Consider the following 24,900-nt stretch of genomic DNA (forward strand, 5'->3'; position numbering starts at 1 on the left):
CGTAAGGTTCCAGCCTTACAGCGTAAGGCCAGAGGAGGCGGACCATGGAAGCGATCGGATCACAGAGCGGCGGGAGGCCGGGGGACGGCCGGCGGGTGTGCATCGTGGGCGCGTCCGGGAAGCTCGGGCGGCACATGGTGCGACACGCGTTGGACCGGGGATTCGAGGTCGTCGGGGTGTGCCGGGAGAAGAGCGTGCACAAACTCGACGGGTACGACATCACGGTGGTCCCCGGCGCGACCGACGACCGCGCGGTCATCGCCCGGGCGGTGGCCGGATGCGACGCCGTGCTCACGGTGCTGGTGCCGTGGGGCGTGAAGAACTACTCCTCGGGTACGGCACAGGCGGTGCTCGACCACGCGCGCCCCGGTACCCGTCTGGTGTTCTCCTGCGGTTGGCACGTGGCCCGCGACGCGCGGGACGTCTACACCCGGAGGTTCAGGGTGCTGGTGGCCGTGTTCGGGCGGCTGGCCAGGCTGGCCCGGGTCGTGGACGTGGCCGACCAGGTGGAGGCGTGCCGGCGGATCTTCGCCAGTGACACCCGGTGGACGGTCGTGCGGGGCAGCGACCTGGAGGAGGGCGAGACCGAGGGGCTGCCGGTGTGGAGCCGGCACGTGGGCGACCCGGTCCTGGCGAGCAACCGGACCCGGCGGGTGGACTACGCCCGGTTCATGGTCGAGGCGGTCGACGACGACACCCTGATCCGGGAGGCGCCGGCGATCGTCGGCCGACTGACCCCGTCGGCCCTCGCCCACGCGCGGCCCTGACGTCGACCACCCGGTGCGGCGGCGGCCCCCCGTTCACGCCGCCGCCGCACCGCCACCGGTCAGGCGGTCATGAACCGGTCCACCGGCAGCGCCCGGTCCACGATCCGCACGTCGCCGATCCAGCCGTAGAACCCCTGCTCCACCACGTTGTCGTAGGTCGTGGCGCCCACCAGCCACGGCTTGCCGGCCGTGCCCAGCCCGACCGCCGGGGTCGACGGGTTGCGCAGCAGCTTCGCGCCGTCCACGTACATCGTCGTCGTCCGGCCGTTGTTGACGACGGCCACGTGGAACCACCGGTCCGGGACCATCTCGTGGCCCCAGTTCGTGGCGATGCCCTGCCGGTTGAGCGGCCACACCGCCCACTGCAACGCGAGCCCGTCGGACAGGTTCAGCGTGGCCAGGGGCTCGGCCGGGTCGTCACCGGTGCGGCCGGCGTCTCCCCCGTCGCCCATGCGGCTGAGGACGCCCATCCACGCGTGGTTGTCGCGCGCGTCGGCGGGCAGCTTGACGAACGCCTCCACCGTGTACCCCTTGGTGAAGGTCTGGGTGTTGAGGGACGCGTTGTCGGCGGTGCGCAGGTAGCTGCCCCGGGCCGGGCGTTTGGCGCCGCCGAGGAACACGCTGCCGTGGGCCGGGGCGTCCGGGTGGTGCTCGGCGGTGAAGCGCAGGCTGTCGGGGGCGCTGCCGTCGAGGGTGACCCGGGTCAGGTGGTTGCCCGCGCCCGAGCGGTCCTCGACCCGGTCGCCGGGGGCGTCGAACCGCCAGTAGGCGACGGTGCCGGGCACGAGGAGCTCCGCCGCCGGGCGGGCCGGGCGCGCGGGCACGGGGGCGAAGCCGGCGAACCGGGCCTCGAAGTCGATCGGCACGTTGAACCGGTTGACCGGGTCGGTCAGTTCCACGTCGACCCGGCCCAGCGCGTTGCGGGTCTTCTGCTCCCGCAGCCACGGGGAGAACGTCTCGACGTCGATGGTGTCGCGGGCCAGGTCGAAGTGGTACAGCCGGATCATCGCCGAGCCGCCGTAGTAGCGGTCCTGGTAGTTGGTGACGTGCACGTGCACGTCGTGGCCCGCGGCGTTGGCCAGCACGGTGCGGCCGGACGGCCAGTAGTGCCCGTTGAGGGTGAGGAAGATCTGGTCGTGGTCGCGGATCAGCCCGTCCCACAGCCGTTGGCCGTGCTCGGACAGGTGCGCGGCACCGGAGTCCTCCGCGAAGGCCAGGTCGTGGGTGGTGAGGATGGCGGCGGCGCGCGGGTGGGCGGCCAACACCCCCTTGCACCACTCGACGGTACCGGCCGACACGCGCCAGTCCAGCGCGAACACCAGCCACTCGCGCCCGGCGGCCCTGAACGTGTGGAACGTGTTGTAGCCGCCCGACGTCGCCCCGCCGAAGGTCGCCATCTTCTGGAACCGGGCCGGGCCGAACACGTCGAGGTACGGGCTCGGGCCCCGGGTGTCGTCGGTGCGCGAGTTGATGTCGTGGTTGCCGGCCAGCACGCTGTACGGCATCCCGCGCCGGTCGAACTCGCGGAACACGGCCCCGGCGGCGGCCAGCTCCCCGGCCGCCGCGTTCTCCACGACGTCCCCGAGGTGCGCGGCGAACACGGTGTTGTCGGCCGCGCTGTGGTCCACGATGTACTTCAGCGACGCCGCGAGCGGGGCCGGGTCGCCCCGGTCGCCGTCGAAGAGGTACTGGGTGTCGGGGACGACCGCGATCGTGAACCGGGGGTTGTCGGCGTCGCGCGCGGCGGCCGGTCCGGTCCCGGTCGTGGCCGCCGCGATCCCGGGCACGGCCAGGGTCGCCGCGCCGACGCCGAGCGCGCCCACCCCGAGGAGCAGGTTCCGGCGGGAGGTCTCGATGGTCGGGTGCGGTGTGCGGTCGGCAGGCATGTGTCTCCCCTGGTCGTGGGTGGTGTTCCGCACGGTAGGAGGGGGAGGTGACGCGGAGGTGATCTTCGGCCGGCCAACAGTTGACAACGTTTCCCATTGCATGGGGTCCCGGCCCCGGGTCGCCCGGGGCCGGGTGACCCTCACGTGGCCCGGTGGTGCTCCGGGATGTGCCGGGTCCGCTCCAGGCAGGCGCTCGCCCGCTCGTGGGTCAGCTGCGCCACCCGGACGTACAGGCAGTCGAGGATCAGGAGCTGGGCGTGCCGGGCGGCCGGTCCGCCGTGCCGGTAGGTGGTGCCGTACACGGCCGTGGTGAGGATGTGGTCCGCGTACCCGGCCAGGGGCGAGTGCCGGTCGTCGGTGACCGCGACGGTCGTCGCCCCGGAGCTGCTCGCCAGGCACAGCGCGGCGATCGTCTCCCCCGTGGTGCCGGAGTGCGACAGGGCGATGGCCGCGTCGCCCGTACCGAGGAGGGCCGCGCTGGTCTCGGCGTCGTGGGTCTCGGTGCGCGCCCAGATGGGGCGGCCGATCCGGTGCATCCGGGCCGCCATCTCGTGCGCGGCGTACGCGCTGCCGCCGAGCGCGTACACGTCGATCCGGCCGGCGCCGGCCAGGGCGCGGGCGGCGGCGTCGAGGGCGGTGAGGTCGAGCTGGTCGGCGGTGTCCTGCAACGACAGCACGTCGGCCCGGGCGACGACGGCGACGGCGTGCGCGAGGCTGTCGTCGGGGCCGATGTCGAAGCCGAGGTCGGCGTGCCAGCCGTGCGCGACGGCCGCGCTGGTCTCGCGGGCCAGGCGCAGCCGCAGGTCCTGGAAGCCGGCCAGTCCGAGGGCCCGGCAGAACCGGGCGACGGTCTCCGGGGTGGTGTGGCTGCGCAGGGCCAGGGCGTTCATGGACATCGTCGCCGTGGCGTGCGGGTCGTTCAGGATGGTCTTGGCGATCGAGCGCAACGCGTCCGGCAGGCGCGACAGCTCGGCGTCGATGAGGACCAGCACACTGGGGACACCGGTAGGGGTTCCGTACACCACACGTCCTTGCGTTCGTCGTTCGTGGTCGGCGGGGCCGAGCGGTCGCCGGTGACGCGCTCGGCCCTGCCGGGTGGTTCACCAGCCGAGGGGGGTGATCTCCGCGGCGGAGGTCCAGGGGCCGCGGCCGCCGGCCTCGGTGAGGGCCCGCAGCCGGACGTACCGGGCACTGGTCGGCCAGCACCGGACCGTCTTGGCGGCGGCGTCGTCGGCGAACGTGCCCGTGGCGGCCGTGCTCCAGGTGCTCCCGTCGGTGCTGAGCTGGAGCTCGTACTGGCCGATCCGGCCGTTGGCGCCGCCGTCCTGGCGGGGCAGGTAGGTCACCCCGGTGACGGTGCGCGCCGAGCCCAGGTCGAGCTGGATCTCGTGCGGCAGCGGGGCGTTGCCGCCCGACCACTTCGTGTGCCAGAAGGTGGCCGGGTTGCCGTCCACGGCCCGGGTGGCCGGGGCGGTCTCCCCCACGGTCTCCTGGCTGTCGAAGTACTTCACCGTGCTGGCCAGCCGGCCGGAGCCCATGACCGGGTCGCTGCTGCTGGCCGCGCCGTTCTCCATGTGCCCGGCGAACCGGCGGACGAACCCGTCGGTGGTGTCGGCGGTGACGGTCAGGTCGTACCAGCCCTTGTTGCCGTTGGCGGTGCTGAAGTAGTCCTCGGTCGACGCGCCGGCCGCCACCGTGTAGGTCCACGGGCCGCCCGGCCGGTTGTTGCCCCGGACCGTGAACACGCACGCCTTGGTGCCGGAGTTGGTCATCTTCAGGTAGACCACGTTCTCGGCGGGCGAGTAGCGCAGAGTCACCTCGGGGTTGGCGTTCCCGCTGGTGGTGGCCGTGACCCGGTTGCCGGCGAACCGGCGGACGAACCCGTTGGCCCCGACCACGCTGAGGTCGTACGCGCCCGTCGGCGTGCCCGCGACCCAGGTGTCCGACAGGCTCTTGCCGGCCTCCACCGTGTACCGCCACGGGCCGTCGGTGCGGTACGCGTTGGCGTAGACGAAGAAGTGCGCGCCGGCCGCGCCCGCGTTGGTGAAGTCGAGCGTGAACCCGCCCGCCGCGACCCGCCCGGACACCGTCAGCGTGTACGGCAACGGCCGGGCGGTGCGCACCCCGGTCTCCTGCACGGGCAGGGCCTGCACCGCCGGGGGCTGCGGGTTCGTGGACATCGGGCCGCTGGTCCGCACCGGGGTCGGCAGCGCCGGGTACCCGACGACGGCCGTGCTCAGATCCAGCGCCGAGGTCAGGTCGCCGCAGACCGCGCGCCGCCACGGGGAGATGTTCGGCTCGGCGACGGCGGTCCACTTCTCCAGGAACTGGAGCACGGAGGTGTGGTCGAAGACCTGGGAGGACACATTGCCGCCCCGGGTCCACGGCGACACGACGATCATCGGGACCCGGGTGCCGAGGCCGATCGGCTCGGAGCCCACGATCTCGTCGGCGACGCCGGCCGAGGACTGGCCCTCGTTGCCGTTGACCGGCGGGGCCGGCGACGGGATGTGGTCGAAGAAGCCGTCGTTCTCGTCGTAGGTGATGAACACGACGGTCTTGTTCCACACCGTCGGGTTCGACGCCAGCTTGTCCAGGAGCTGCTTGGTGAACTCCGCGCCGTCGTTGGGGCCCCAGTCGGGGTGTTCGGTCTTGCGCTCCGGCGCGACGATCCAGGACACCGCCGGCAGCGTGTTGTTGGCGACGTCGGCGCCGAACGCGTTCACGGTCTGGTCGGCGGCCACCCGGTGCAGGGCCCGGTCGTAGAGGCTGCGCTCGGCGGCGGTGAGGGTCGCGACGCCCTCGGCCAGCTGCGCCAGGAGCGCGTTGACGGCGGCGGTGTTGCCGGCCTTGGCGGCGGGGAGCACGCCCTGGTCGTAGAAGAACTCCAGTTTGGTGTACGCCTTGCCGGCCGAGTCCTTCGTCTTCAGCAGCGCCTTGCGGCCGACGTCGAGGAAGGTCTTGAAGTAGTCGAGGGCGTTGTCCCCGTAGTTGTCCCACTCCTGGTACACCCGCCAGGACTTCCCCGCCGCCTGCAGCCGCTCGGCGTAGGTGGTCCAGGTGTAGCCGGTGTGCGACGGGTTGCGCCAGGCGCCGTTGCCGGTCGCCCGTTCCGTGGTGCTGCCGGGCTCGAAGCCGAGCTTGCCGGACCACAGGTAGTACCGGTTCGGGTTGGTGGGGCCGTTCTCCGAACAGTGGTAGGCGTCGCAGATCGTGAACGCGTCGGCCAGCTCGTAGTAGAAGGGCAGCGCCGACCGCAGGTGCGTGGTCATGGTGCGCTTGCCCTTGTTCGGGACCCACTGGTCGTTGCGGCCCTTGTTCCACGCGTTGTGCCCGTCGGCCCAGCCGTGCGCGGTGCCCTGCATGAACTGGTCGCTCACCGGGTACGGCAGCACGTATCCCGCGCCGTCGGGCTGGTGGAACACCGACTTCCCCGTCGACAGGGTCAGCGCGGTCGGGTCGTTGAAACCCCGGACCCCGCGCAGCGACCCGTAGTAGTGGTCGAAGGAACGGTTCTCCTGCATCAGGATCACCACGTGCTCGATGACCTCCAGGCCACCGGTCGGGGCGGCCATCGCCATCGCGCGCCGCACGCTCTCGGGCAGCAGGGCGAACGCCGTGCCCGCGCCGGCGGTGAGGGCCGCCGAACGGAGGAAGTTCCGCCTGTCCATCGTCAGAGCGCCCGGAGTTGCTGGCGGAGGCCGGAATAGCCGCCGGGCGGTGTGAGACGGGTTCGCTGTGGCATGACAGGCTCCTGAGGGGTCGGCCCCGTGCGCGTTAGTGCTCGATACTGACGTGTGACAAACATCATGGAGCATTGATCACGGGTAATGCAACTGTGAGTTGAGTTAACAGTCGCGAACCGTCACACCTGTCGGGATATTTCCGCAGGTGGAGTGCGAAGAGTGATACGGGGGACTTTCCGCGCCTGTCACGCAGAGTGACCCGCAACCCGGGACGGGCGGCGGGGCTCAGTCCGTGTGGCTGGTCCAGGTGGCGTGCATCGCCGCGTACCGGCCGCCGGCCGCGAGCAGCTCCGCGTGCGAACCCGACTCCACGATCCCGCCGTCGTCCACCACCAGGATCCGGTCGGCCCGCATCGCCGTGGACAGCCGGTGCGCGATCAGCAGGGCGGTCCGGCCGTCGAGCAGCACGTCGAGCGCCGCCTCGACCCGCAGCTCCGAGTGCAGATCCAGGTTGGACGTCGCCTCGTCGAGGACCACCACCCGGGGCTGGGCCAGGAACGTCCGGGCCAGGGCGAGCAGCTGGCGCTCCCCCGCCGAGACGGACTGGCCGCGCTCGTGCAGGGCGGTGTCCAGGCCGGCCGGGGTGCGTTCGACCAGGTCGCGCAGGCCCACGGCGTCGATCGCGGCCCACACCTCGGCGTCGGTGGCCCCGGGCCGGGCGAAGGCCACGTTGTCCCGGATCGTGCCGGCGAACAGGAACGGCTCCTGCGGGACGACCCCGATCTGGCGGCGCAGCGAGGCGATCGTGACCCCGGCCAGGTCGTGGCCGTCGATGAGCACCCGGCCGGCATCGGGGTCGTAGAATCGGGTGACGAGTTTCGCGAGCGTGGACTTGCCGGCCCCGGTCGGCCCCACGCAGGCGATCGTCTCCCCCGCCTCGATCCGCAGATCGACGTCTCCGAGTACGGGGCGCGCCGGGTCGTACCCGAAGGAGACGTTCTCGAACGTGATCGCGCCCGAGATGGCCGGCAGGTCCGTCGCGTCGGCCGCCTCGTGCACGGTCGGCGGGGTGGCCAGCAGATCCGCGAGCTTCGCGACGGCCGCGCGGCCCTGCTGGTAGTTCGTGTAGAACTGCACGAGCTGCTGCATGGGTTGGAAGAACGCGCCCAGGTACAGCACGAACGCCGTCAGTTCCCCGATGCTCAGCTCGCCGCGCAGCACCATCCGGCCGCCGATCAGGAGCAGCGCGGCCAGGCCGAGCATGCCGATCGCGGACGCGCCGGGGCCGTACACGGCGTTGGTGAAGCCGGTGTGGTCGTTGGCGTCGCGGTACCGGCCGACGACCTCGCGGTGCTGGGCGATGTTGCGGTCCTGGCGGTTGTGCGCGGTGGCGACCCGCACGCCGTAGAGGCTCTCGGACAGGTCGGTGAACATGGCCGCGATGGCGTCGCGCTGCCGGCGGTAGCCCCGGTCGGACGCGCCCCGGAACCACCAGGACAACGCGCCCAGGGTCGGCACGACGAGCAGCAGGGTGATCAGGGCGAGCGGCACGTTGTACGCGAACAGCACGACCGTCACCACGACCATGGTCAGCGCCTGGATCACGAACTGGGCCAGGCCCTCCTGGAGCAGCTGCTGGAGCGACTCGACGTCGGAGGTCATCCGGGTCATGATCACGCCGCCGCGCTCGTCGGTGTAGTAGCCCAGCGACAGCCGTTGCAGGTGGCCGAAGACCCGGACCCGCAGGTCGCGCATCGCGGACGCGGCGAGCCGGCCGCTGGCCCGCATCCGGGCGGCGGAGGCCAGCCCGGTGCCGAGCACGGCGGCGACGAACGCGCCGGTCGCGAGGAACAGCACCGGCAGCCGGTGCGCGACGATGCCGTGGTCGATACCGACCTGGACGAGATACGGGCCGGCCTGCAACAACAACGACTCGACGAGTACGAGCAGGCACGCGGCCACGAACAGCCCCCGGTGCCCGGTGATCACCGACGCCATGGTCAGCCGCCGGGTCGCCGGCTGCCGGTGGGTGAACGTCACGCCCGGGTCGCCGTGCTCCGGTTCGCCCGCCTCCAGGGTGGCGACCCCGGCGAGCAGCTCCGCGGGGATGCCGGCGAAGGGCAGCCCGCCGCCCGGGTTGGCCGCCTGCGCGCCGCCGCCCCGGCCGACCCCGATCCCGCCGAGGCCGCCGCCGGCCGCGTTGCCCGGGCCGGCCCCCGGACCACCGAAACCGCCGCCGAACATGCTCACGGGTGGGCCTCTCCTCGTGCGGGGCGTCGGATCCGGGTCACGCCCGGACCTCCTCGGGCGCGTCGTCGGGGACCTCGTGCAGCCCCTCGGCGAGGACCTCCACGTACCGGGGTTCCGTGGCCAGCAGGTGCGCGTGCGTGCCCTCGGCGACCACCCGGCCCGCGTCGATCAGCACCACCCGTTCGGCGAGGCTGATCGTAGACAGCCGGTGGGCGACGATCAGGGTGGTCCGGCCGCGCATCAGCTCGCGGAGCGCCCCGTGGATCCGCTGCTCCACCACCACGTCGATGGCGCTGGTCGCGTCGTCGAGCACGAGGACGGGCGGGTTGACCAGGAGCGCGCGGGCGATGGCGATCCGCTGCCGCTGGCCCCCGGACAGGGTGTAGCCGCGCTCGCCGACGACCGTGTCGTACCCGTCGGGAAGGTCGTCGACGAACTCGTCGGCCCCGGCCGCGACGGCCGCAGCGATCACGTCCGCCAGCGGCGCGTCGGGCCGGCCGTAGGCGATGTTGTCCCGGATCGGGACGGAGAACAGGAACGCCTCGTCGGGCACGATGCCGACCTGGTCGCGCAGGGTGGACAGCCGCAGGTCGCGCACGTCGTGGCCGTCGACCCGGACCGTCCCGGACTCCGGGTCGTAGAACCGGGCCAGCAGCCGGGCCACCGTGGACTTGCCGGAACCGGTCCGCCCGACCAGCGCGACCGTCTCACCGGGGCGGATCGCCAGGTCCAGGCCGTCGAGGGCGAGGGTGCCGTTCGGGTACCGGAACACGACGTCCGCGAACCGCACCTCGCCGGTGAGCACCGGGTCGAGCGGCTCGGGCGGGTCCACCACCTCGGAGGGGGTGTCCAGGATCTCGTAGATCCGGTGGGCGGACGCGGCGGCCCGCTGCCCCATCATGATCATCATGCCGAGCATCCGGAACGGCGGCTGGAGCATCAGCACGTAGGAGTTGAAGGCCACGATCTCGCCGACCGTCGCGTGCCCGTCGATCGCCATCCAGCCGCCGCACAGCAGCACCAGGGCGAGGCTCAGCCGGGGCAGGTTCTCCAGGACCGGGGACCAGCGGCTGCGGATCCGGGCGTCGGCCACGTACGCCCAGCGGACCCGGTCGGCGGCCTCCGCCAGGGTCCGCAGCTGGCGACCCTCGGCGGCGAACGCCTTGACCACGCGTACCCCGTTGATGTTCTCGTCCACCACGGTGGCCACGCCCGCCAGCCGCGACTGGATCAGCCAGGACACCGGGAAGATGGCCTTGCGCATCGACACCCCGAGGAACCCGATCACCGGCATCGTGGACATCGCGACCACGGCGAGCAGCGGATTGATCGACACCATCAGCCCGAACGCGAGGACGGCGATCGAGCACTGCACCAGGATCGAGGGCCCGAACGCGAGGTACATCTGGACGGCCCGGATGTCGGAGCTGGACCGCGACATCAGCTCCCCGGACTGCACCCGGTCGTAGAAGCCGAACGGCATCCGGGCGAGGTGGGTGAAGATGATGTTGCGCAGGTCGTACTCGATCTCGTAGGCCGTCCGCAGCAGGTACCGCCGGGCCAGGTAGTTCACGATCCCGGTCGCCACCGCGAGCGCCGCGATCCACCACACGAACGTCCACAGGCTCGCCGTGCGCGCGGTGACCGCCCGGTCGATCCCGATCCGCAGGGCGTTGGGGATCTGGACCTGGAGCAGCAGCCCGACGAACGACAGGCCCAGCGAGCCGAACAGCAGGATCCGGTGCGCGCGGACCAGGGGCAGGGCGCGGCGCAGCCACGGCTTGGTGACGTCCGGGTCGATGGCCGCGGTGGGGACGCGGTAGGTCGGGGGCACATCGTTAGCTTAGCTAACGAAGCGCGGGCGTGGGGCGGTCCGTCAGCGCCCGATTGCACCCGGCGTCGGTGTTGTTGTCAGATGTACGACCTCCGGCCAGGTTCCCGTTGACACCGGTACCCCCACCGCCCGTCCAATCATTCCAGCTCGTCGATGCATTGACCCAATGGGAGAGCACATGTCTGGTAAGGGTTCACTGCGCCGCGGTGTGGCGCGTCTCGGTGTGGTCGGCGCGGTGTTCACGGCCGTGGTCACGCTGGCGGCCGGCACCGCCTTCGCGGCCAGCGGCACCGTGCACACCGACAGCGGCGCGTCGGTCACCGTCCGCTCCGGCCCGCACGTCTCCTCGACCGCCGTCGGCTCGGTGGCCAGCGGCGCGTCGGTCACCATCATCTGCCAGACCTACGGCGACACGGTCACCGGCAAGTACGGCACGAGCAACATCTGGGACAAGATCTCCACCGGCTACATCACGGACACCTACGTGTACACCGGCTCGGACGACCTCGTCGCACCGCTGTGCGGCTCGGGTCCGGCGTGCTCCACCGCGGGGCTGGGTGACCCACGGAGCTGCTCGCAGGCCGTGACCTGGGCGATCAACCACAAGACGACCTCGTACGTCGCGGACTACCACAACCGGTGCGACCACATCATGGGGCTGGCCTACGGGTTCCCCGCGAGCGGGTCGACCACCGCCTACGTGCACTGGACCCAGGTCCCGGCGGCGTACAGGCACGCGGGTGACACCACCGTGCCCGCCGGCGGGCTGGCCTTCTTCTCCGGCGGCGCGGGACACGTGATGATCTCGATCGGCGGCGGCAAGTTCATCTCCAACGACATCCACGGCAACGGCACCCTGACCGAGACCACGATCGCCGAGATCAAGAGCAAGTGGGGCAAGCCGTACCTCGGCTGGACCCAGCCCTGGTTCAAGTACAACCACTGACCGGTCGTCGCGGCGCCCGGCCCCGACGGGCCGGGCGCCCGCTACGGCGCCGACACCCCCGCCAGCAACCGCCGGGTCGCGTGCCCTGCGACGTGCAGCATGAACTCCCGGTCCGGGAAGTCGCCGTCGAGCAGCCGGAGCGGGCCGGCGACCAGGGACAACTCCAGGGCGAGGTCGTAGAGCCGCAGCCGGTCCGGGTCGAGGTCGGGCGCCTCGAGCCACCGGTGGTGCGCGCCGAACCGGAGCCGGAGGAAGACGTGCTCCCACTCGACGTCGAACCACATCACGCCCTCGATGTCGATCAGCACCGGCTCGCCGTCGTCGGCGACCAGGATGTGGTCGGGACCCAGTTCGCCGTGCACGAGCCCGTGGGCCGCGCGGGGGCGCACGGCGGCGGCCCGGTCCCGGAGTTCCCCCTCGATCCGGTCCCGGGCGGCGGCGATCACCTCGACCCGGGCGGCGGCCTCGTCGAGGTGGCGCAGGGCCCGGTCCAGGACGACCCGCGCGCAGCTCCGGTCCTGGGGCGCGGTGCCGGCGTCGACCAGCGCGACCTTGCCGAGCCGGGTCTCCCGCCGCCCGCGCATCCGGCCGAGCGCGGCGGCCAGTCCCACCATCGTGGGCTCGGCGGCGGCCGGGTCGCGGTCCAGGAGCGCCTCCAGGGTCTCGCCGCGCACGTCCTCGACCAGGGCGACGTCGGCCGGGTAGTGCCCGTGGCTCCGGTCGAGGAGGTGCAGCCGGGGGGTGCGGACGCCCACCTCCGCCAGCCGGGCGTGCGCCGCCCCGAACAGTTCCGCGCCGGAGGCCTCGGCGAACGGGTCGGCGGGGTCCTCGACGCCGGCCGGCCAGTAGTTCTCGGCCGGGGCCCAGACGTAGAGCACCACCGTGGAGGCGTCGTCGAGGGTCAGGCGGTACACGCCCTTCTTGCTGCCGCCCCGGAGCCGGTCCACCGCGCGGAGGCGGCGGTCGGGCCCGAGGGCCGCCCGGACGAGGCCGGTCAGGTGTTCCTTCTCGACGAATCCGCGTTCCATCGTTCCCCCGTGTGCGCCGTGTGACCCTCCAGCATGGCCAGAGCGGGCCGCGAACGGAAACCGATATCCGGGTCCGGGCACCCGTACCCATTTGGCGCCCTGAAATACATCAGAAAGTGTCGGAAGTAATCCCCTCCGTAACTCTTCCTGTCGATCTTGGGTGTATTTAGCATCGGACGTACGTTGTGGCAGGTCATCCACCCAGCAGCACCGAGAGGATCCCGCCATGCCCGCACCCGGGCCCCTCGGGGCACGCCGCGCAGCCCGGTCCGCCGCCGTGGCCGTCGCGCTCCTGGCCGGCTGCACCGCCCTGGCGCTGGCCTCCCCGGCGGGCGGGGCCGACCCGGCGACCGGGTGCCGCAACGGCTTCTACCTGGTCAAGGGCTCGACCCTGTTCCGGTACGACGAGAGCGCCGGCGCGCGGGTCACCGTCGCCCAGCTGCCGGTCCGGGTCAACGGCCTCGGGTACGCGGCGGGCCAGGGCCTGTTCTACGGGATCGGCGACTACCACCACGGCTCGCGCCTCGTCACCGTCGGCCAGGGCGGGGCGGTCACCGACCGGGGGCCCGCGCCGGCCGGCCTGCGGGGCGCGTTCGCGGGCGCGGTCACCGGCCGGACCTGGTACCTGCGCTCGGACGACGAGCTGTACGCCGTGGACATCGAGCCCACCGGCCCGACGTACCTGAAGGTGCGGTCCAAGGTGCACCTGTCGCGCGACGTGGAACTGGGCGACTTCGACGTGGACCCGGCCGACGGCGCCCTGTACGGCGTCGACACCGACCACGGCCCCGGCCGGGTCACCCGGATCAACCCCGCCACCGGCGCGGTCACCTGGCTGGCCGCCACCCCCACGCTCCCCGGGTCCGGCAGCTACGGGGCCGTGGTGATCACCCCCGACGGCCTCCTGCACGCGCTGAACAACACGACCGGCCGGCTGTACCACGTCCGCCGCTCCGACGGCCGGGTCACGTCCACCGGGGACGGTCCGGGCACCCAGCACGCCGACGCCGCCGGTTGCCCGCACGTGGCCCCGGTGCCCACGCCGAGCCCGACGCCGAGCCCGACCCCGCCGCCGTCGCCCGCGCCCGTCCCCCCGGTGCCGCGGACGAGTCCGCCGACGCCCGAGCCGACGGAGACGATCCCGCCGGCCGCGACTCCCCCTGCGACCACGCCGCCGGCTCCGAAGCCGTCGCCGAGCCCGTTCGTGGCCAGCGGGTACCAGCCGCCCCCGCCACCCCCGCCCAGGATGCCCCTGACCTGGTTCGTCGTCGTCGCGATGCTCGTGCCCGCCGTCATCGTCGCCGTGCGCGGCGCCGTCCGTCTCAGGTAGGAGACCGTCCATGTCCATGCTGCTCACCGGTACGGGGGTCATGGCCGCCGCCGCCGTGCTGTCGGTACTCGGGTTCCTGCTCGTGTCGAGGTACGTGCCCGCCCGGTGGGTGGTCGCGGACTCCAACGGGGCCGGCGCGCTGTACGCGACCATCGGGATGGTCTACGCGATCCTGATCGCCATCGCCGCCATCGCCGTGTGGGAGCCGCACACCGACGCCGGCGCGAGCACCGACCGGGAGGCGGCCGACATGGTGGAGGCGTACCGGTCCGCGGGGCAGCTGGCCGAGCCCGACCGCACCGACATCCAGGCGCTGATCACCCGGTACACCCACGAGGTCGTCAACCGGGAGTGGGACAGCCTGCGCGACGGGCGGGCCGCCGACCCGCGGACGGCCGCGACGTTCGAGGCGCTCCGGGTCCGGGTCGAGAAGGTCGAGCCCGTCGGCGAACGGCAGCAGACCTACTTCCAGCAGCTGCTCGGCCGGGTCAACGACGCCGCCGACGCCCGCCGGACCCGGGTCGCCGCCGCCGACGAGGGCATGCCCGAGCCGCTGTGGCCGATCCTGATCCTCGGCGGCCTGGTCACGGTCGGCTTCCTCTGGATGTTCGGCATGGAGCGCACCTTCCCCAACGGGCTGATGATGGCGGTACTCGGCGGGATGGTCGCCCTGATGCTCTTCGTGCTCTACCAGGTGGAGTACCCGTTCAGCCACGGGATGGCCGTCGAGCCGGGCGCGTTCGAGGAGGCGCAGCGGCAACTCGGCCAGACGTAGCGCCGACCGGGCGCGGCGGCCCGGCCGGGCGGCGACGGGCGACCGGCCCCTGGCAGGGGGTCGGTCGGGAGGTCCGCGAGGCGGCGGAACAGCCCGGCGGTCTGATATTCTCCGGGCATGGTCTCCCCGCCGCCCGGTTTCCAGCGGGCCCGCCGCCCCGAGCAGGTCGAGGCGCGCCGGTGCGCCATCCTCGACACGGCGCGGGCGATGCTGCGGGTCCGCCGGGTCGCCGACATCAGCCTGCGGGAACTCAGTGACGGCGTCGGTCTGGCCAAGTCGAACGTCCTGCGGTACTTCGACAGCCGCGAGGCCATCTTCCTCGAGGTGATGGACGAGAACTGGACGGCCTGGCTGGACGAGGTCGAGGCCGCCCTGGCGGAGCCGCCGGGGTCCGACGGCCCGTTCGCGCGGGAGACCTGGGTGGCCACGGTCGTCGCCGGGTCGCTCGCCGCGCAGCCGCTGCTCTGCGAACTGGCCAGCGTGACGGCCGGCGTGCTGGAGAAGAACATCTCGGTGGACGTCGCGCGGACGTTCAAGCTGCGCGCCCACGAGCGCACCGCCCGGTTGGCGGGGCTGGTCCGGGACCGGGTGCCGCACCTGGACGCCCCGGCGGCCGAGCACTTCGCGCAGGCCGTGTTCGTGCTGGTGGCCGGGCTGTGGCCGTACGCGGTGCCGACCGAGGCCGTGTCGGCCGTGATGGCGGAACTGGGACTGCCACCGGCCCGGGAACTGTTCGCGCGCGGGCTGACCGAGGGCCTGGTGAACCAGCTCGTGGGGCTGTCGGCCCGGGCCACGGCGGGCGCGCCGACCCCCTGACGGGAGCCGGCGCGATCACCGGATCTCGACCTGTGTCGGCCGGGGGCTGACAGCCCAGGCTGCGCCCCAGGCCCGGTCAGGCGGCGCGGAGGGTCAGCAGGGTGATCTCACTCGGGGCGAAGATCCGCAGCGGCGGCCCCCAGAACCCGGCTCCCCCGCTGGTGTAGAGCTGGGTGCGCTCCGAGTGCCGGCTCAGCCCCCGCACGCTCGGCTGGTCCACCCGGACCAGCAGGTTGAACGGCCAGATCTGCCCGCCGTGGGTGTGCCCGGAGACCTGGAGGTCCACGCCCGCCTCGACGGCCGCCGGGATCTGCTTGGGCTGGTGGGCGACGAGCAGCACCGGCAGGTCCGGGTCGGCTCCGGCCACCGCGGCGGCCACGTTCGCGCCGTGGCCGGCGAGCCCGGAGGACCGGGCGGTCGCGTCGTCCACGCCGGCCAGGACGAGCCGGTCGCCGCCGCGTTCGACCACGACGTGCCGGTTGTGCAGGGCGTCCCAGCCGAGGTGCGCCATGTGGTCGAGCCAGCCCTGGGCCTCGTCGGAGTACTCGTGGTTGCCCGTCACGTACACCCGGGCCAGGGTCGCGCGGATCTCGCCGAGGGGCGCGGCCTGGGCGAGGCGGCGGGCCACGGTGCCGTCGGCGATGTCCCCGGCGTGCACCACGATGTCGGGGCTGAGCGCGTTGACGGCGTCGGTGACCCCGGCGGACCACCGGGCCCGGTCGATCGGACCGTAGTGGGTGTCGGCGAGGATCGCGACCGTCGTGCCGTCCAGCCCCCGGCCGAGCCTGGGCAGGGTGACGTCGACGCGGCGGATCCGGGGGACGCGCATCGCCTCCCGGTACCCCCAGAGGAGGAGGACGAGCACGACGGCGGCCGTGCCTACCGCCGTGATCCGGGACCGGTCGGGGTTGTCGACCCCCGCCAGGAACAGGGCGAACCGCAGGACGAGGCTCAGGATCGACCAGGTGAACAGCACCCAGACGACGCCGATCAGGGTGTCGCCGATCCGGGCGGCGGCGTCGAGGCGGCGCGGGCCGTGGCCGAGGACCATCGTCACGGGCAGCGCCACCAGCGCGGCGGCGAACGCCACGGTGCCGGCGACGACCACGGGGGTCGGCCAGTCGGCGCCGGAGACGACCAGGGTCCACCACGGCAGGACGAACAGCAGCCACAGGACGCCGAACACCGGCACGAGCCACAGCCAGCGGGGCGCGGACCGGCCGGGGGCGCGGGCGGGCGCGGCGGGGGGAGCTGACGACAGGGCTTCCGACATGGGTACCACGATAACGAACTGTTGGTCTCTTAACAACAGCCCGGCGGTTCATTGTCCGGTTCCCCACACCGGGAACAGCCCCGCCCGGGTCGCGGTGTCGACCCGGGCGAGGCTGGCTCAGACCGGGGGCCGGTTCACGCCAGGCGCCAGGTGGCCCCGCGCAGCACGTGCCGGGTACCCGACGCGCCGTGGCTGACCGCCCCGTCGCGCACCGCCGGTTCCGGGGCGAGCGGCGTCTCGATCAACAGGCCGGTCACCTCCACCGACAGGCCGACCGTGCCGCCCCAGTCGGCGAGGCCCTCCACGTAGACCACCCAGTCGGCGTCGCCGTGCACGACCGCACCCCGGTGGGCGTCCGCCGCCGTGCCGCGCAGGGTCACGGTCAGGCCGACTAGTTCGTCGAGGAATACCATGCCGGCGTCGCCTTCTTCGCGAACGTCACCGAGTACACCTGCCGGTCGAAGTCGAGGAGCGGCCGGGAGTAGTACCTCAGGGTGCTCTGGTAGATCTCCATGTCGGGCTCCGCGTGGTTCGCGTGCCACCAGTCGCCGGTCGCCGGGTCGTACCAGCCGTAGTCGAAGTTGACGTAGCCGGGCTTCGCGCGGTACCGGTAGTCGGTCATGTCGACCTGGCCCCGCGCGTCGGGACGGAAGGCGCGCTCCGTCTCCTCGGCGGTCCAGCCGGAGTCCTGGCCGGAGTGGAACCGCTTGGAGAAGACCACCGCCGTCCACTGTGCCGGGTCGCCGCCCGGCAGGGAGCCGGTCACGTTGTCCAGCGTCGACAGCAGCGGATCCCCGCTCACCCGGTCCGCGTAGTCGGTCCGGCCGGAAGCCCCGGCGAGGACGGCGTTGAGTGCCGTCTGCACGTCGCGCGCCTTGTCGAACGTGCCGAACGACAGGCCCAGCGGCGGGTTGATGTTGCCGCGTTCGATGTTCACCGTGGTGACGCCGATGCAGCCCCGGGCGAGGGCGTCGCGCTCCCGGTCGGTCATCTCGCGGCCGTTGGCCCTGCGCCAGGCGGCGGCGTACCGGGCGACGGTCCAGGTCCGGGTCTTCACGCCGGCCGGGAGCGGGGCGGCCTCGGGGGCCACGGCGTCGGTGGACTCGGCGCCCGGGCCGGGGCGGGGTGAGGAGGCGAGGCTCTCCCCGACGGTCACCGCCCCAGGGGCCGCTCCCGCCGGACTGGCCCCGAGCCCGCCCGTCGCCGCGAGCCCGACCGTCACCCCGACGCCGAGCACCGCCGCCATCATCGTCCGTAAGAACCTGTTCCGCACGTTTCTCCCTAGGGCGAAGTGGACACTCCGTACGTTCCACACCCCAGCAAGCTACGAGCCGACCGGCCTGAATGTCACCCCTCGTGTGATTGTTGTCGCAGAGCGTTCATCATGGACGGTCGGGGGGTGCGCCGAGCCGTCGATCGGCGTCCGTCGCAGCACGGTCAGGCCGCCGGCCCGGTCCACGACCTCGTAGCCCGCGTCCGGACCGGCGGGCGGCGCCCCGGAACCGATCGGCCTGTCGACGGTCACGATCCAGTCCGGGCGGACGCCGTCGGGCACCTGCGGGTACTGGAACACCTGGCAGCGGGCCGTCAACTGCGGTACGAGCCGGTTGTCGGCGGCCACCACGGCCCCGTCCGGGATCCGGTCCAGGGCAGCGCGCACGGCGGCCACCTCGGGCGTGACCCGCCAGGCGGCGGGGGTGAGCAGGCCGGCCAGGGGTTGGTGCACGGCGAAGGCGAGCGCGACGCCGAGAACTCCCACCGCCAGCCGGCCGGTCCAGACCGGGCGCAGCCGGCCCAGGACGTCGACGAGCGCGACGAACAGGATCGGCATCAGGACGGCGTCGTAGTGGAAGTCGGTGCTCCAGTGGTTCGGGGTGGTCGACCACAGCCGCAGGGCCACGGTGGGTACCGCGACCAGGACCAGCGGGGAGCGTACGGCGAGGAACAGCGTCGGGGCGAGCAGCGCGAACAGCATCCAGGCCTTGGCGTCCAGGCCGGCCAGGTGGTTCCCGTCCGCCCCGTAGGCGTAGGTGCCGGCCGGGTTGAACGCGGGGATCACGACCAGCGCGGTGAGGGCGGTCCCGGCGAGCCCGGTCGCGGCCACCAGGGCCCCGAGGGCGCGCTGCCGGCGGAGGAACAGGTACCCGCCGATCGCGGCCAGGGTCAGGCCCAGGTCCTCCTTGACCAGGAGCAGCGGCACCGCGAACAGGACCGCGCGCCGCCACCGGCCGTCCGCGAGGGCCTCCATCGCGAAGGCGAGCAGCGGGACGGCGAAGGCGATCTCGTGGAAGTCGAAGTCCACGGCCTGCTGCACGCCCCAGGACAGCCCGTAGGCGGTGCCCAGGGCCAGTCCGCGCCGGTGACCCAGGGTGCGGACCGCGAGCCGGGTCACGGGCACCGCGGACAGCGCGAACAGGAACGCCTGGGCGACGAGGATCGTCAGCGGGGTCGGGAAGAGCTTGTAGAAGGGGGCCAGCAGCATCAGCACCGGGTGGAAGTGGTCGCCCAGCAGGTGGAAGCCGGGGCCCTTGAGCTCGGAGACGGGGGCCCGGCCCTCGGCGTACCCCCGGATGGCCTGCTCGAAGATGCCCAGGTCGTAGCCTGTGGTGCGCATCCGGAGATGGTTGGTCACGGACAGCGCCGCGTACGCGGCGAACAGGAGCGCGGCGAGCGCGTGCGGTGCCCAGCGGCGAGTCATGCGGCGACGGTCGCCCGGTGTGGCTGAACGCACCCTGAAGCCAGCTGAAGTGATCTTCAGGTCGGCCCGTCACGCTGTGCGACCATGGGGTCGATGCGCATTCTGGTGATCGAGGACGAGCGGGCCCTGGCGGCCTCCCTGCGGCACGGGCTGATGGCCGAGGGTTTCGCCGTGGACCTCGCGCACGACGGGCAGACCGGCCTGTCCCTCGCCCGGCTGCACGGCTACCAGGCTGTGATCTGCGACATCATGCTCCCCCGGCTCAACGGCTACCAGGTGTGCGCCGCGCTGCGCGCCGACGGGGTGGACACCCCGCTGCTGATGCTCACGGCCAAGGACGGCGAGTACGACGAGGCCGAGGCCCTCGACACCGGCGCCGACGACTACCTGTCCAAGCCGTTCTCCTACGTCGTGCTCGTCGCCCGGCTCCGCGCCCTGATCCGGCGCGGCGGCGCGGCCCGCCCGACCGTGCTCACCGTCGGCGACCTGCGGATCGACCCGGCCGAGCGGCGCTGCCAGCGGGGCGGCACCGAGGTGGCGCTGACGGCGAAGGAGTTCGCGGTGCTCGCGTGCCTGGGCCGCCGCGCCGGCGAGGTGGTCACCAAGACCGAGATCATCGACGAGGTGTGGGACCAGGCGTTCGACGGGGACGTCAACATCGTCGAGGTGTACGTCCGGGCCCTGCGCCGCAAGATGGACATCCCGTTCGGGGTACGCAGCATCGAGACGGTGCGCGGCGCCGGCTACCGGCTGGTGGAAGCCCGTGCGTAGCCGGAACGGCCGGCCCGCGCGGAGCCCCGGCCGGTCACGGCCCGTGCGGGGCCGCGGCTGGTGGCGGGCCGGCCGGTGGGGCCGGTGGCACCGGGGTTCCGGCTGGCCGGCCGTGCCGCGCGCCGTCTGGGAGAGCACGCCCGGCCGGCACTGGCTGGCCGTGCAGGCCCGGGGCGTGCCGCGCCGGATCGAGTCGGTCCGGCTCCGGGCCGCCCTCGCCAGCGCGCTGGCCGCCGCGCTCGTCTTCGGGCTGGGCGCGCTGTGGATGCGCTCGGAGATCTACGACACCCGGATGGCCGCGGAGAAGGGGCAGGCGAGCCTGGCCGCGCAGAACCTGATCGCCGGCGCCTTCCCGGACGGCGGCCAGGATCCGGTGACGAACGTCGGCCGGTCGGAGTGGCTCATCACCCTGACCGACGGCACCCCCGTGGCGACCTCGGGGGATATCGCCGGATACGTGTACTCCGGGCGGGTCCCCCTCCCGCACTACGCGGTCGGGTCGGTCGGTCGCGGCTGGAGCGGCATGTACGGGGTGCGGGCCGAGGCGTGGAACGACGAGGGTCCCCCGCTCCGGTTCGACAGTCGCAACGTGGACTTCGCGGTGGCCGCCAGCGGGAAGGTCACCGCGGCCCAGCTGACCGTGCTCGCCCAGCAGTTCGGCACCGTCCAGGAGCCGTTCGTGGACCAGACCAGCGTGCTGGCCTTCGTGGTGGTGCTCCCCGACGAGGCGGAGGCGGCGGTGGCGGCGCTGGACCGGGCGCTGCTGGGCGTCGTACCCCTCGCGGTGTTCTTCGTGGCTCTGATGGCCTGGTTCGTCACCGGCCGGGCGCTGCGGCCGGTCGAGGAGATCCGGGCCCGGCTCGCCGAGATCTCCGGCCAGGAACTCGACCGCCGGGTGCCGGTGCCGCCGTCCGGGGACGAGATCACCCGGCTGGCCGTCACGACCAACGCGACCCTCGACCGCCTGGAGGAGGCCGTGGCCCGGCAGCGCCGGTTCGTCGCCGACGCCGCGCACGAGCTCCGCAGCCCCCTGGCGAGCCTGCGCACCGGCCTGGAGGTCACCCTCGCGCACCCCGACGGCGTGGACTGGCCGGCGGTGTTCGGCACCACCCTGCACGACGCGCGCCGCCTGGGCACCCTCACCGACGACCTGCTGCTCCTCGCCCGGCTCGACCGGACCGCCGCGCAGGACCCCGCGACCGGCCGGCCCGTGAACCTCGCCGACCTGGCCCGCGAACAGACCGCCGAACGCGGCTACCTGCACCCCGACGGGCCCCGGTTCACCGCGCACGCCGACGGGCCGGCGGTGGTGACCGGGGACGAGTCCCAGCTCGGCCGGCTGCTGCGCAACCTGCTCGACAACGCGTCCCGGCACGCGACCGCCGAGGTGCGGGTGGCGGTCCGCTCCGCCGGGGGGCGGGTGGTCATGGTGGTCACCGACGACGGGCCGGGCATCGCGCCCGCCGACCGGGAACGGATCTTCGAACGGTTCACCCGCCTCGACGCCGCCCGCGACCGGGACTCCGGTGGGACCGGGCTGGGGCTGGCCATCGCGCGGGACCTGGCGGCGCAGCACGGCGGCACCCTCACGGCCGTCGACAGCCCGCGCGGCGCCCGCTTCGAACTGGACCTGCCCGAAGCCTGACGGGTGCCGGCCGGCGAGCCCGGATGCGCGGCCGCGCGGTCAGTGCGCGACCAGCTCCGGCGCGCTCCGCCGGGCCCACCGCACCGCCGCCGGCACCGCCGCGCCGGCCCCGGCGAACACCAGCCCGAACAGCAGCCACCCCGGCCACCCCCACCCGACCACGACGGTCGTCAGGATCGCCGGCGCCACGACGCTCGCGAAGGCGAAGCTCATGTTGTACAGCCCCTGGTACTGCCCCTGCGCGTGTTCCGGCGCCAGGGAGAAGGAGATGCCCCACCCGCCGGCCGCCTGCCGCAGCTCGCCGAGGACGTGCACGAGCGCGCCCGCGATCAGGGCCACGGTCGCGACCCACGGCGGTTGGCCGGCGGCGAGCGCGTACAGCAGGCACGCGGCGAGCAGCAGGAACCCGGAGGCGCGCTGGGCCCGGGCACCGCCGGTCGCGTCGCCGGTCCCCCGGCTGGCCCGGACCTGGAACACGACGACCACGACGGCGTTGAGGGCCGTGGCCGCCGCGACGACCCAGGCGGGCGCGGAGGTGCGCTCGATGATCCAGAGCGGCACCGCGATGTTCAGCATGCCGTAGTGGATGCACAGCACGGCGTTGAGCAGGGTGAGGGTCACGAACGGCTTGTCCCGCAGCGCGACGAGCCGGGGGCCCGAGGCGGCCTTCGGCTGCGGCGGCACGGCCGGCACCCGCAGGTTCAGCAGGGCGGACCCGACGAACAGGGCCGCGTTGAGCCAGATGACGGCCAGGTAGCCGTTCCGGGTGTCGTGGGCCAGCGCCCAACCGGCCGGCAGCGCGCCGACCACCCAGCCGACGTTGGTCACGGACCGCAGGTAGGCCCGGGTCCGGACCCGCACCTCGGGCGGCACCGCCCCGGCGATCAGCGCGCCCCGACTGGCCCCGAGCCCCGACTCCACGAGGGACACCACGGTGGCCACGACGACGAAACCCACGAAACCCTTCGCGACCGTGTACCCGAGGAGCACGGTCGCCTGCACGCAGCCCAGCACGACGGTCACCGTCCGGGGGCCGATCCGGTCGGCGAGGTAGCCCGCCGGCACGCCGGACAGCAGCCCGATCACGGCCGCGATCGTCATGCCCACCCCGACCTGGGCGGCGGTCAGCCCGACCGACTTCGAGAAGAACACGACGCTGATGGTGATGAAAGTGCCCCGCCCGATGGACGCGACGAGCGAACTCAGGGTGAGCGCCGTGACGGCCGGCGAACCCGGGTTGAGCGCGCGCCAGACGTTGATCATGGGTGAGGACATCGTGCGAGGCTATCCGACCGGCCGGCGGCCGCGCGGACCCCGGTGACCGGGAGTGACCCCTGTTATGTCCATAACAATTCAAGGGTACCTATGTCTTGTGTTGGGCTTCTGGGTCTGTTTGTCTACGGCCAGCCGTGGTAACGGCCCCGACACAAGGAGTCCCCCTCATGAAACGTGTCACAGGCATGGCCGGGCTCGTCCTGGCCCTGGTCGCGGGGACGGTGGCGCTGGGAGCCCAGCCGTCGACCGCCGCCCCCGGAGCAGCGTCGGCAGCCGGCACGACGCTGGCCGCCCCGAACATCGACATCAACAACGTCAAGGCCCACCTGCAGCAGCTCCAGACCATCGCCACCAACAACAACGGGAACCGGGCGACCGGCACCGGCGGCTACACCCAGTCGGCGGCGTACGTGCGGCAGAAGCTGGAGGCCGCCGGGTACACCGTCACGATGCAGACCTGTACCTCGTGCAACGGCTCCGCCCAGAACGTGATCGCCGACTGGCCGGGCGGCAACACCAGCAACACCTACATGTTCGGCGGGCACCTCGACGGGGTGTCGGCCGGCCCGGGCATCAACGACGACGGCTCGGGCTCCACGGCCCTGCTGGAGGTCGCCCTCGCCGTGGCCGCCGCGAACCCGACCATGACCAACCACCTCCGGTTCGGCTGGTGGACCGGCGAGGAGCAGGGCCTGGTCGGCTCGAAGCACTACGTCAACTCGCTGTCGTCGGCGCAGAAGACCGCTATCAAGGCGTACGGCACGTTCGACATGATCGCGTCCACCAACGCCGGGTACTTCGCCACCGGCACCGACGCTGTCGCGGTCAAGGTGCGCGAGTACTTCGCCTCGATCAACGTGCCCACCGAGACGTCGACCGAGTGCTGCAGCGACGACGGCTCGTTCCGGGGCGCCGGCATCCCCGCGTCGCTGATGTCCACGGGCGCGGGCCGCACCAAGACGTCCGCGCAGGTCACCAAGTGGGGCGGCACGGCCGGCGCGGCGTACGACCCCTGCTACCACCGGTCGTGCGACTCGTACCCCTCGAACGTCAACACGACGTCCCTGGACCGGTACGCGGACTCCATCGCCTACGCCGTGTGGGCGCTGACCGTCGGCTCCGCCACCAACGACTTCGCGATGTCCCTGAGCCCGACCTCCGGATCGGTCAACCCGGGCTCGTCGGTCACCGCGACGCTCAGCACGTCCACGACGTCCGGCAGCGCGCAGACCGTGAACCTGGGCGCGAGCGGCGCCCCGGCCGGCGTGACGGCGAGCCTCAGCCCGTCGTCGGTGACCTCCGGCAACTCCTCCACCCTGACGATCGCGACGACCACGGCCGCGACGCCGGGGACGTACACGATCACGGTGACGGGGACCGGCACCGGCGCGACCCACTCGGTGACCTACGCCCTCACGATCAACGGCGGCCCGGGCTGCACCGGCGCGGGCCAGAAGCTCGGCAACCCGGGCTTCGAGGACGCCACGGCCACCCCGTGGACCGCGTCGACCGGCGTGATCCGCGCGGGCACCACCGCGCAGCCGGCGCACGGCGGCACCAGGCTCGCGCTGCTCGGCGGCAAGGGCAGCACCAACACGACGACGGCGTCGCAGTCGGTGGCCGTCCCGGCCGGCTGCTCCACCTACACCCTGTCGTTCTGGCTGCACATCGACACCACCGAGACCACCACCACGGTGCAGTACGACAAGCTGACCGTGAAGGTGGGTAGCACCACCCTGGCCACGTACAGCAACCTGAACAAGGCCACCGGGTACGCGCAGAAGACCTTCAACCTGGCGTCCTACGCCGGGCAGACCGTCACCATCACGTTCACCGGTACCGAGGACGCCAGCCTCGTGACCAACTTCGTCCTCGACGACACCGCGCTGACGGTGTCCTGAGTGTCGCGGGACCTCGTCC

The 24,900-nt window shown here is 72.9% G+C and carries 19 protein-coding genes; 8 read left to right on the forward strand and 11 right to left on the reverse strand.

The window, feature by feature from the left end; genetic code table 11:
- Positions 1–44: 44 nt before the first annotated feature.
- On the forward strand, positions 45–767 hold the full coding sequence (locus PT931_RS08795; protein ID WP_456245193.1) for an NAD(P)-dependent oxidoreductase: 723 nt from the start codon (positions 45–47) through the stop codon (positions 765–767).
- 59 nt (positions 768–826) lie between these two features.
- Here PT931_RS08795 and PT931_RS08800 read toward each other — a convergent pair whose 3' ends face one another.
- The 5 genes from PT931_RS08800 to PT931_RS08820 form a co-directional block, all read right to left on the reverse strand.
- Entirely contained in the window at positions 827–2,653 is a 1,827-nt protein-coding gene (locus PT931_RS08800) for a LamG-like jellyroll fold domain-containing protein (RefSeq protein WP_456245194.1), read from the reverse strand.
- A 140-nt stretch (positions 2,654–2,793) separates the two neighbouring features.
- Complete coding sequence (locus PT931_RS08805; RefSeq protein WP_456245195.1) at positions 2,794–3,675, reverse strand: MurR/RpiR family transcriptional regulator; 882 nt, start codon at positions 3,673–3,675, stop codon at positions 2,794–2,796.
- A gap of 78 nt (positions 3,676–3,753) precedes the next feature.
- Entirely contained in the window at positions 3,754–6,324 is a 2,571-nt protein-coding gene (locus PT931_RS08810; RefSeq protein ID WP_456245196.1) for a phosphocholine-specific phospholipase C, read from the reverse strand.
- Positions 6,325–6,624: 300 nt separating this feature from the next.
- Positions 6,625–8,583: an ABC transporter ATP-binding protein gene (locus tag PT931_RS08815; protein ID WP_456245324.1), complete on the reverse strand. Its 1,959-nt coding sequence runs from the start codon at positions 8,581–8,583 to the stop codon at positions 6,625–6,627.
- Between the two features lie 43 nt (positions 8,584–8,626).
- Positions 8,627–10,423 carry an ABC transporter ATP-binding protein gene (locus PT931_RS08820; protein WP_456245197.1) on the reverse strand — a complete coding sequence of 599 codons (1,797 nt, stop codon included), beginning with the start codon at positions 10,421–10,423 and terminating at the stop codon, positions 8,627–8,629.
- Positions 10,424–10,631: 208 nt separating this feature from the next.
- On the opposite strand from PT931_RS08820, the gene PT931_RS08825 reads away from it, so the two are divergent.
- On the forward strand, positions 10,632–11,369 hold the full coding sequence (locus PT931_RS08825) for an SH3 domain-containing protein (RefSeq protein ID WP_456245198.1): 738 nt from the start codon (positions 10,632–10,634) through the stop codon (positions 11,367–11,369).
- Between the two features lie 41 nt (positions 11,370–11,410).
- Here the strand turns inward: PT931_RS08825 and PT931_RS08830 are convergent, their stop codons facing one another.
- Positions 11,411–12,397, reverse strand: a complete 987-nt coding sequence (locus PT931_RS08830) for a phosphotransferase family protein (RefSeq protein WP_456245199.1) — start codon at positions 12,395–12,397, stop codon at positions 11,411–11,413.
- Between the two features lie 226 nt (positions 12,398–12,623).
- Between PT931_RS08830 and PT931_RS08835 the strand changes: the two genes are divergently transcribed.
- The 3 genes from PT931_RS08835 (at position 12,624) to PT931_RS08845 (ending at position 15,318) form a co-directional block, all read left to right on the forward strand.
- Entirely contained in the window at positions 12,624–13,727 is a 1,104-nt protein-coding gene (locus tag PT931_RS08835; protein WP_456245200.1) for a DUF6923 family protein, read from the forward strand.
- A gap of 10 nt (positions 13,728–13,737) precedes the next feature.
- Positions 13,738–14,502 (forward strand): bestrophin-like domain, encoded by a 765-nt coding sequence (locus PT931_RS08840; protein ID WP_456245201.1) that lies wholly within the window; start codon positions 13,738–13,740, stop codon positions 14,500–14,502.
- 117 nt (positions 14,503–14,619) lie between these two features.
- Entirely contained in the window at positions 14,620–15,318 is a 699-nt protein-coding gene (locus tag PT931_RS08845) for a TetR family transcriptional regulator (RefSeq protein WP_456245202.1), read from the forward strand.
- Positions 15,319–15,394: 76 nt separating this feature from the next.
- On the opposite strand, the gene PT931_RS08850 is transcribed toward PT931_RS08845, so the two are convergent.
- The 4 genes from PT931_RS08850 to PT931_RS08865 all read right to left on the reverse strand — a co-directional run bounded on the left by PT931_RS08850 (position 15,395) and on the right by PT931_RS08865 (position 19,289).
- Positions 15,395–16,591 (reverse strand): metallophosphoesterase, encoded by a 1,197-nt coding sequence (locus PT931_RS08850; protein ID WP_456245203.1) that lies wholly within the window; start codon positions 16,589–16,591, stop codon positions 15,395–15,397.
- Between the two features lie 134 nt (positions 16,592–16,725).
- Positions 16,726–17,004 (reverse strand): hypothetical protein, encoded by a 279-nt coding sequence (locus PT931_RS08855; protein ID WP_456245204.1) that lies wholly within the window; start codon positions 17,002–17,004, stop codon positions 16,726–16,728.
- Positions 16,983–17,864, reverse strand: a complete 882-nt coding sequence (locus PT931_RS08860; protein ID WP_456245205.1) for a hypothetical protein — start codon at positions 17,862–17,864, stop codon at positions 16,983–16,985. Before PT931_RS08860 ends, PT931_RS08855 begins: the two co-directional genes overlap by 22 nt.
- A 51-nt stretch (positions 17,865–17,915) precedes the next feature.
- Positions 17,916–19,289, reverse strand: a complete 1,374-nt coding sequence (locus PT931_RS08865; protein WP_456245206.1) for a DUF2079 domain-containing protein — start codon at positions 19,287–19,289, stop codon at positions 17,916–17,918.
- A gap of 93 nt (positions 19,290–19,382) precedes the next feature.
- Between PT931_RS08865 and PT931_RS08870 the strand changes: the two genes are divergently transcribed.
- Both PT931_RS08870 and PT931_RS08875 read left to right on the forward strand, forming a co-directional pair.
- Positions 19,383–20,060 (forward strand): response regulator transcription factor, encoded by a 678-nt coding sequence (locus tag PT931_RS08870; RefSeq protein WP_456245207.1) that lies wholly within the window; start codon positions 19,383–19,385, stop codon positions 20,058–20,060.
- Positions 20,053–21,705 carry a sensor histidine kinase gene (locus tag PT931_RS08875; RefSeq protein WP_456245208.1) on the forward strand — a complete coding sequence of 551 codons (1,653 nt, stop codon included), beginning with the start codon at positions 20,053–20,055 and terminating at the stop codon, positions 21,703–21,705. Before PT931_RS08870 ends, PT931_RS08875 begins: the two co-directional genes overlap by 8 nt.
- Positions 21,706–21,744: 39 nt before the next feature.
- On the opposite strand, the gene PT931_RS08880 is transcribed toward PT931_RS08875, so the two are convergent.
- A complete protein-coding gene (locus PT931_RS08880; RefSeq protein WP_456245209.1) occupies positions 21,745–22,980 on the reverse strand; it encodes an MFS transporter in 1,236 nt (411 codons plus the stop codon).
- Between the two features lie 167 nt (positions 22,981–23,147).
- Between PT931_RS08880 and PT931_RS08885 the strand changes: the two genes are divergently transcribed.
- Positions 23,148–24,881 carry a M28 family peptidase gene (locus tag PT931_RS08885; protein WP_456245210.1) on the forward strand — a complete coding sequence of 578 codons (1,734 nt, stop codon included), beginning with the start codon at positions 23,148–23,150 and terminating at the stop codon, positions 24,879–24,881.
- The last annotated feature ends 19 nt before the right edge of the window (positions 24,882–24,900 follow it).

Source organism: Longispora urticae (assembly GCF_053902585.1).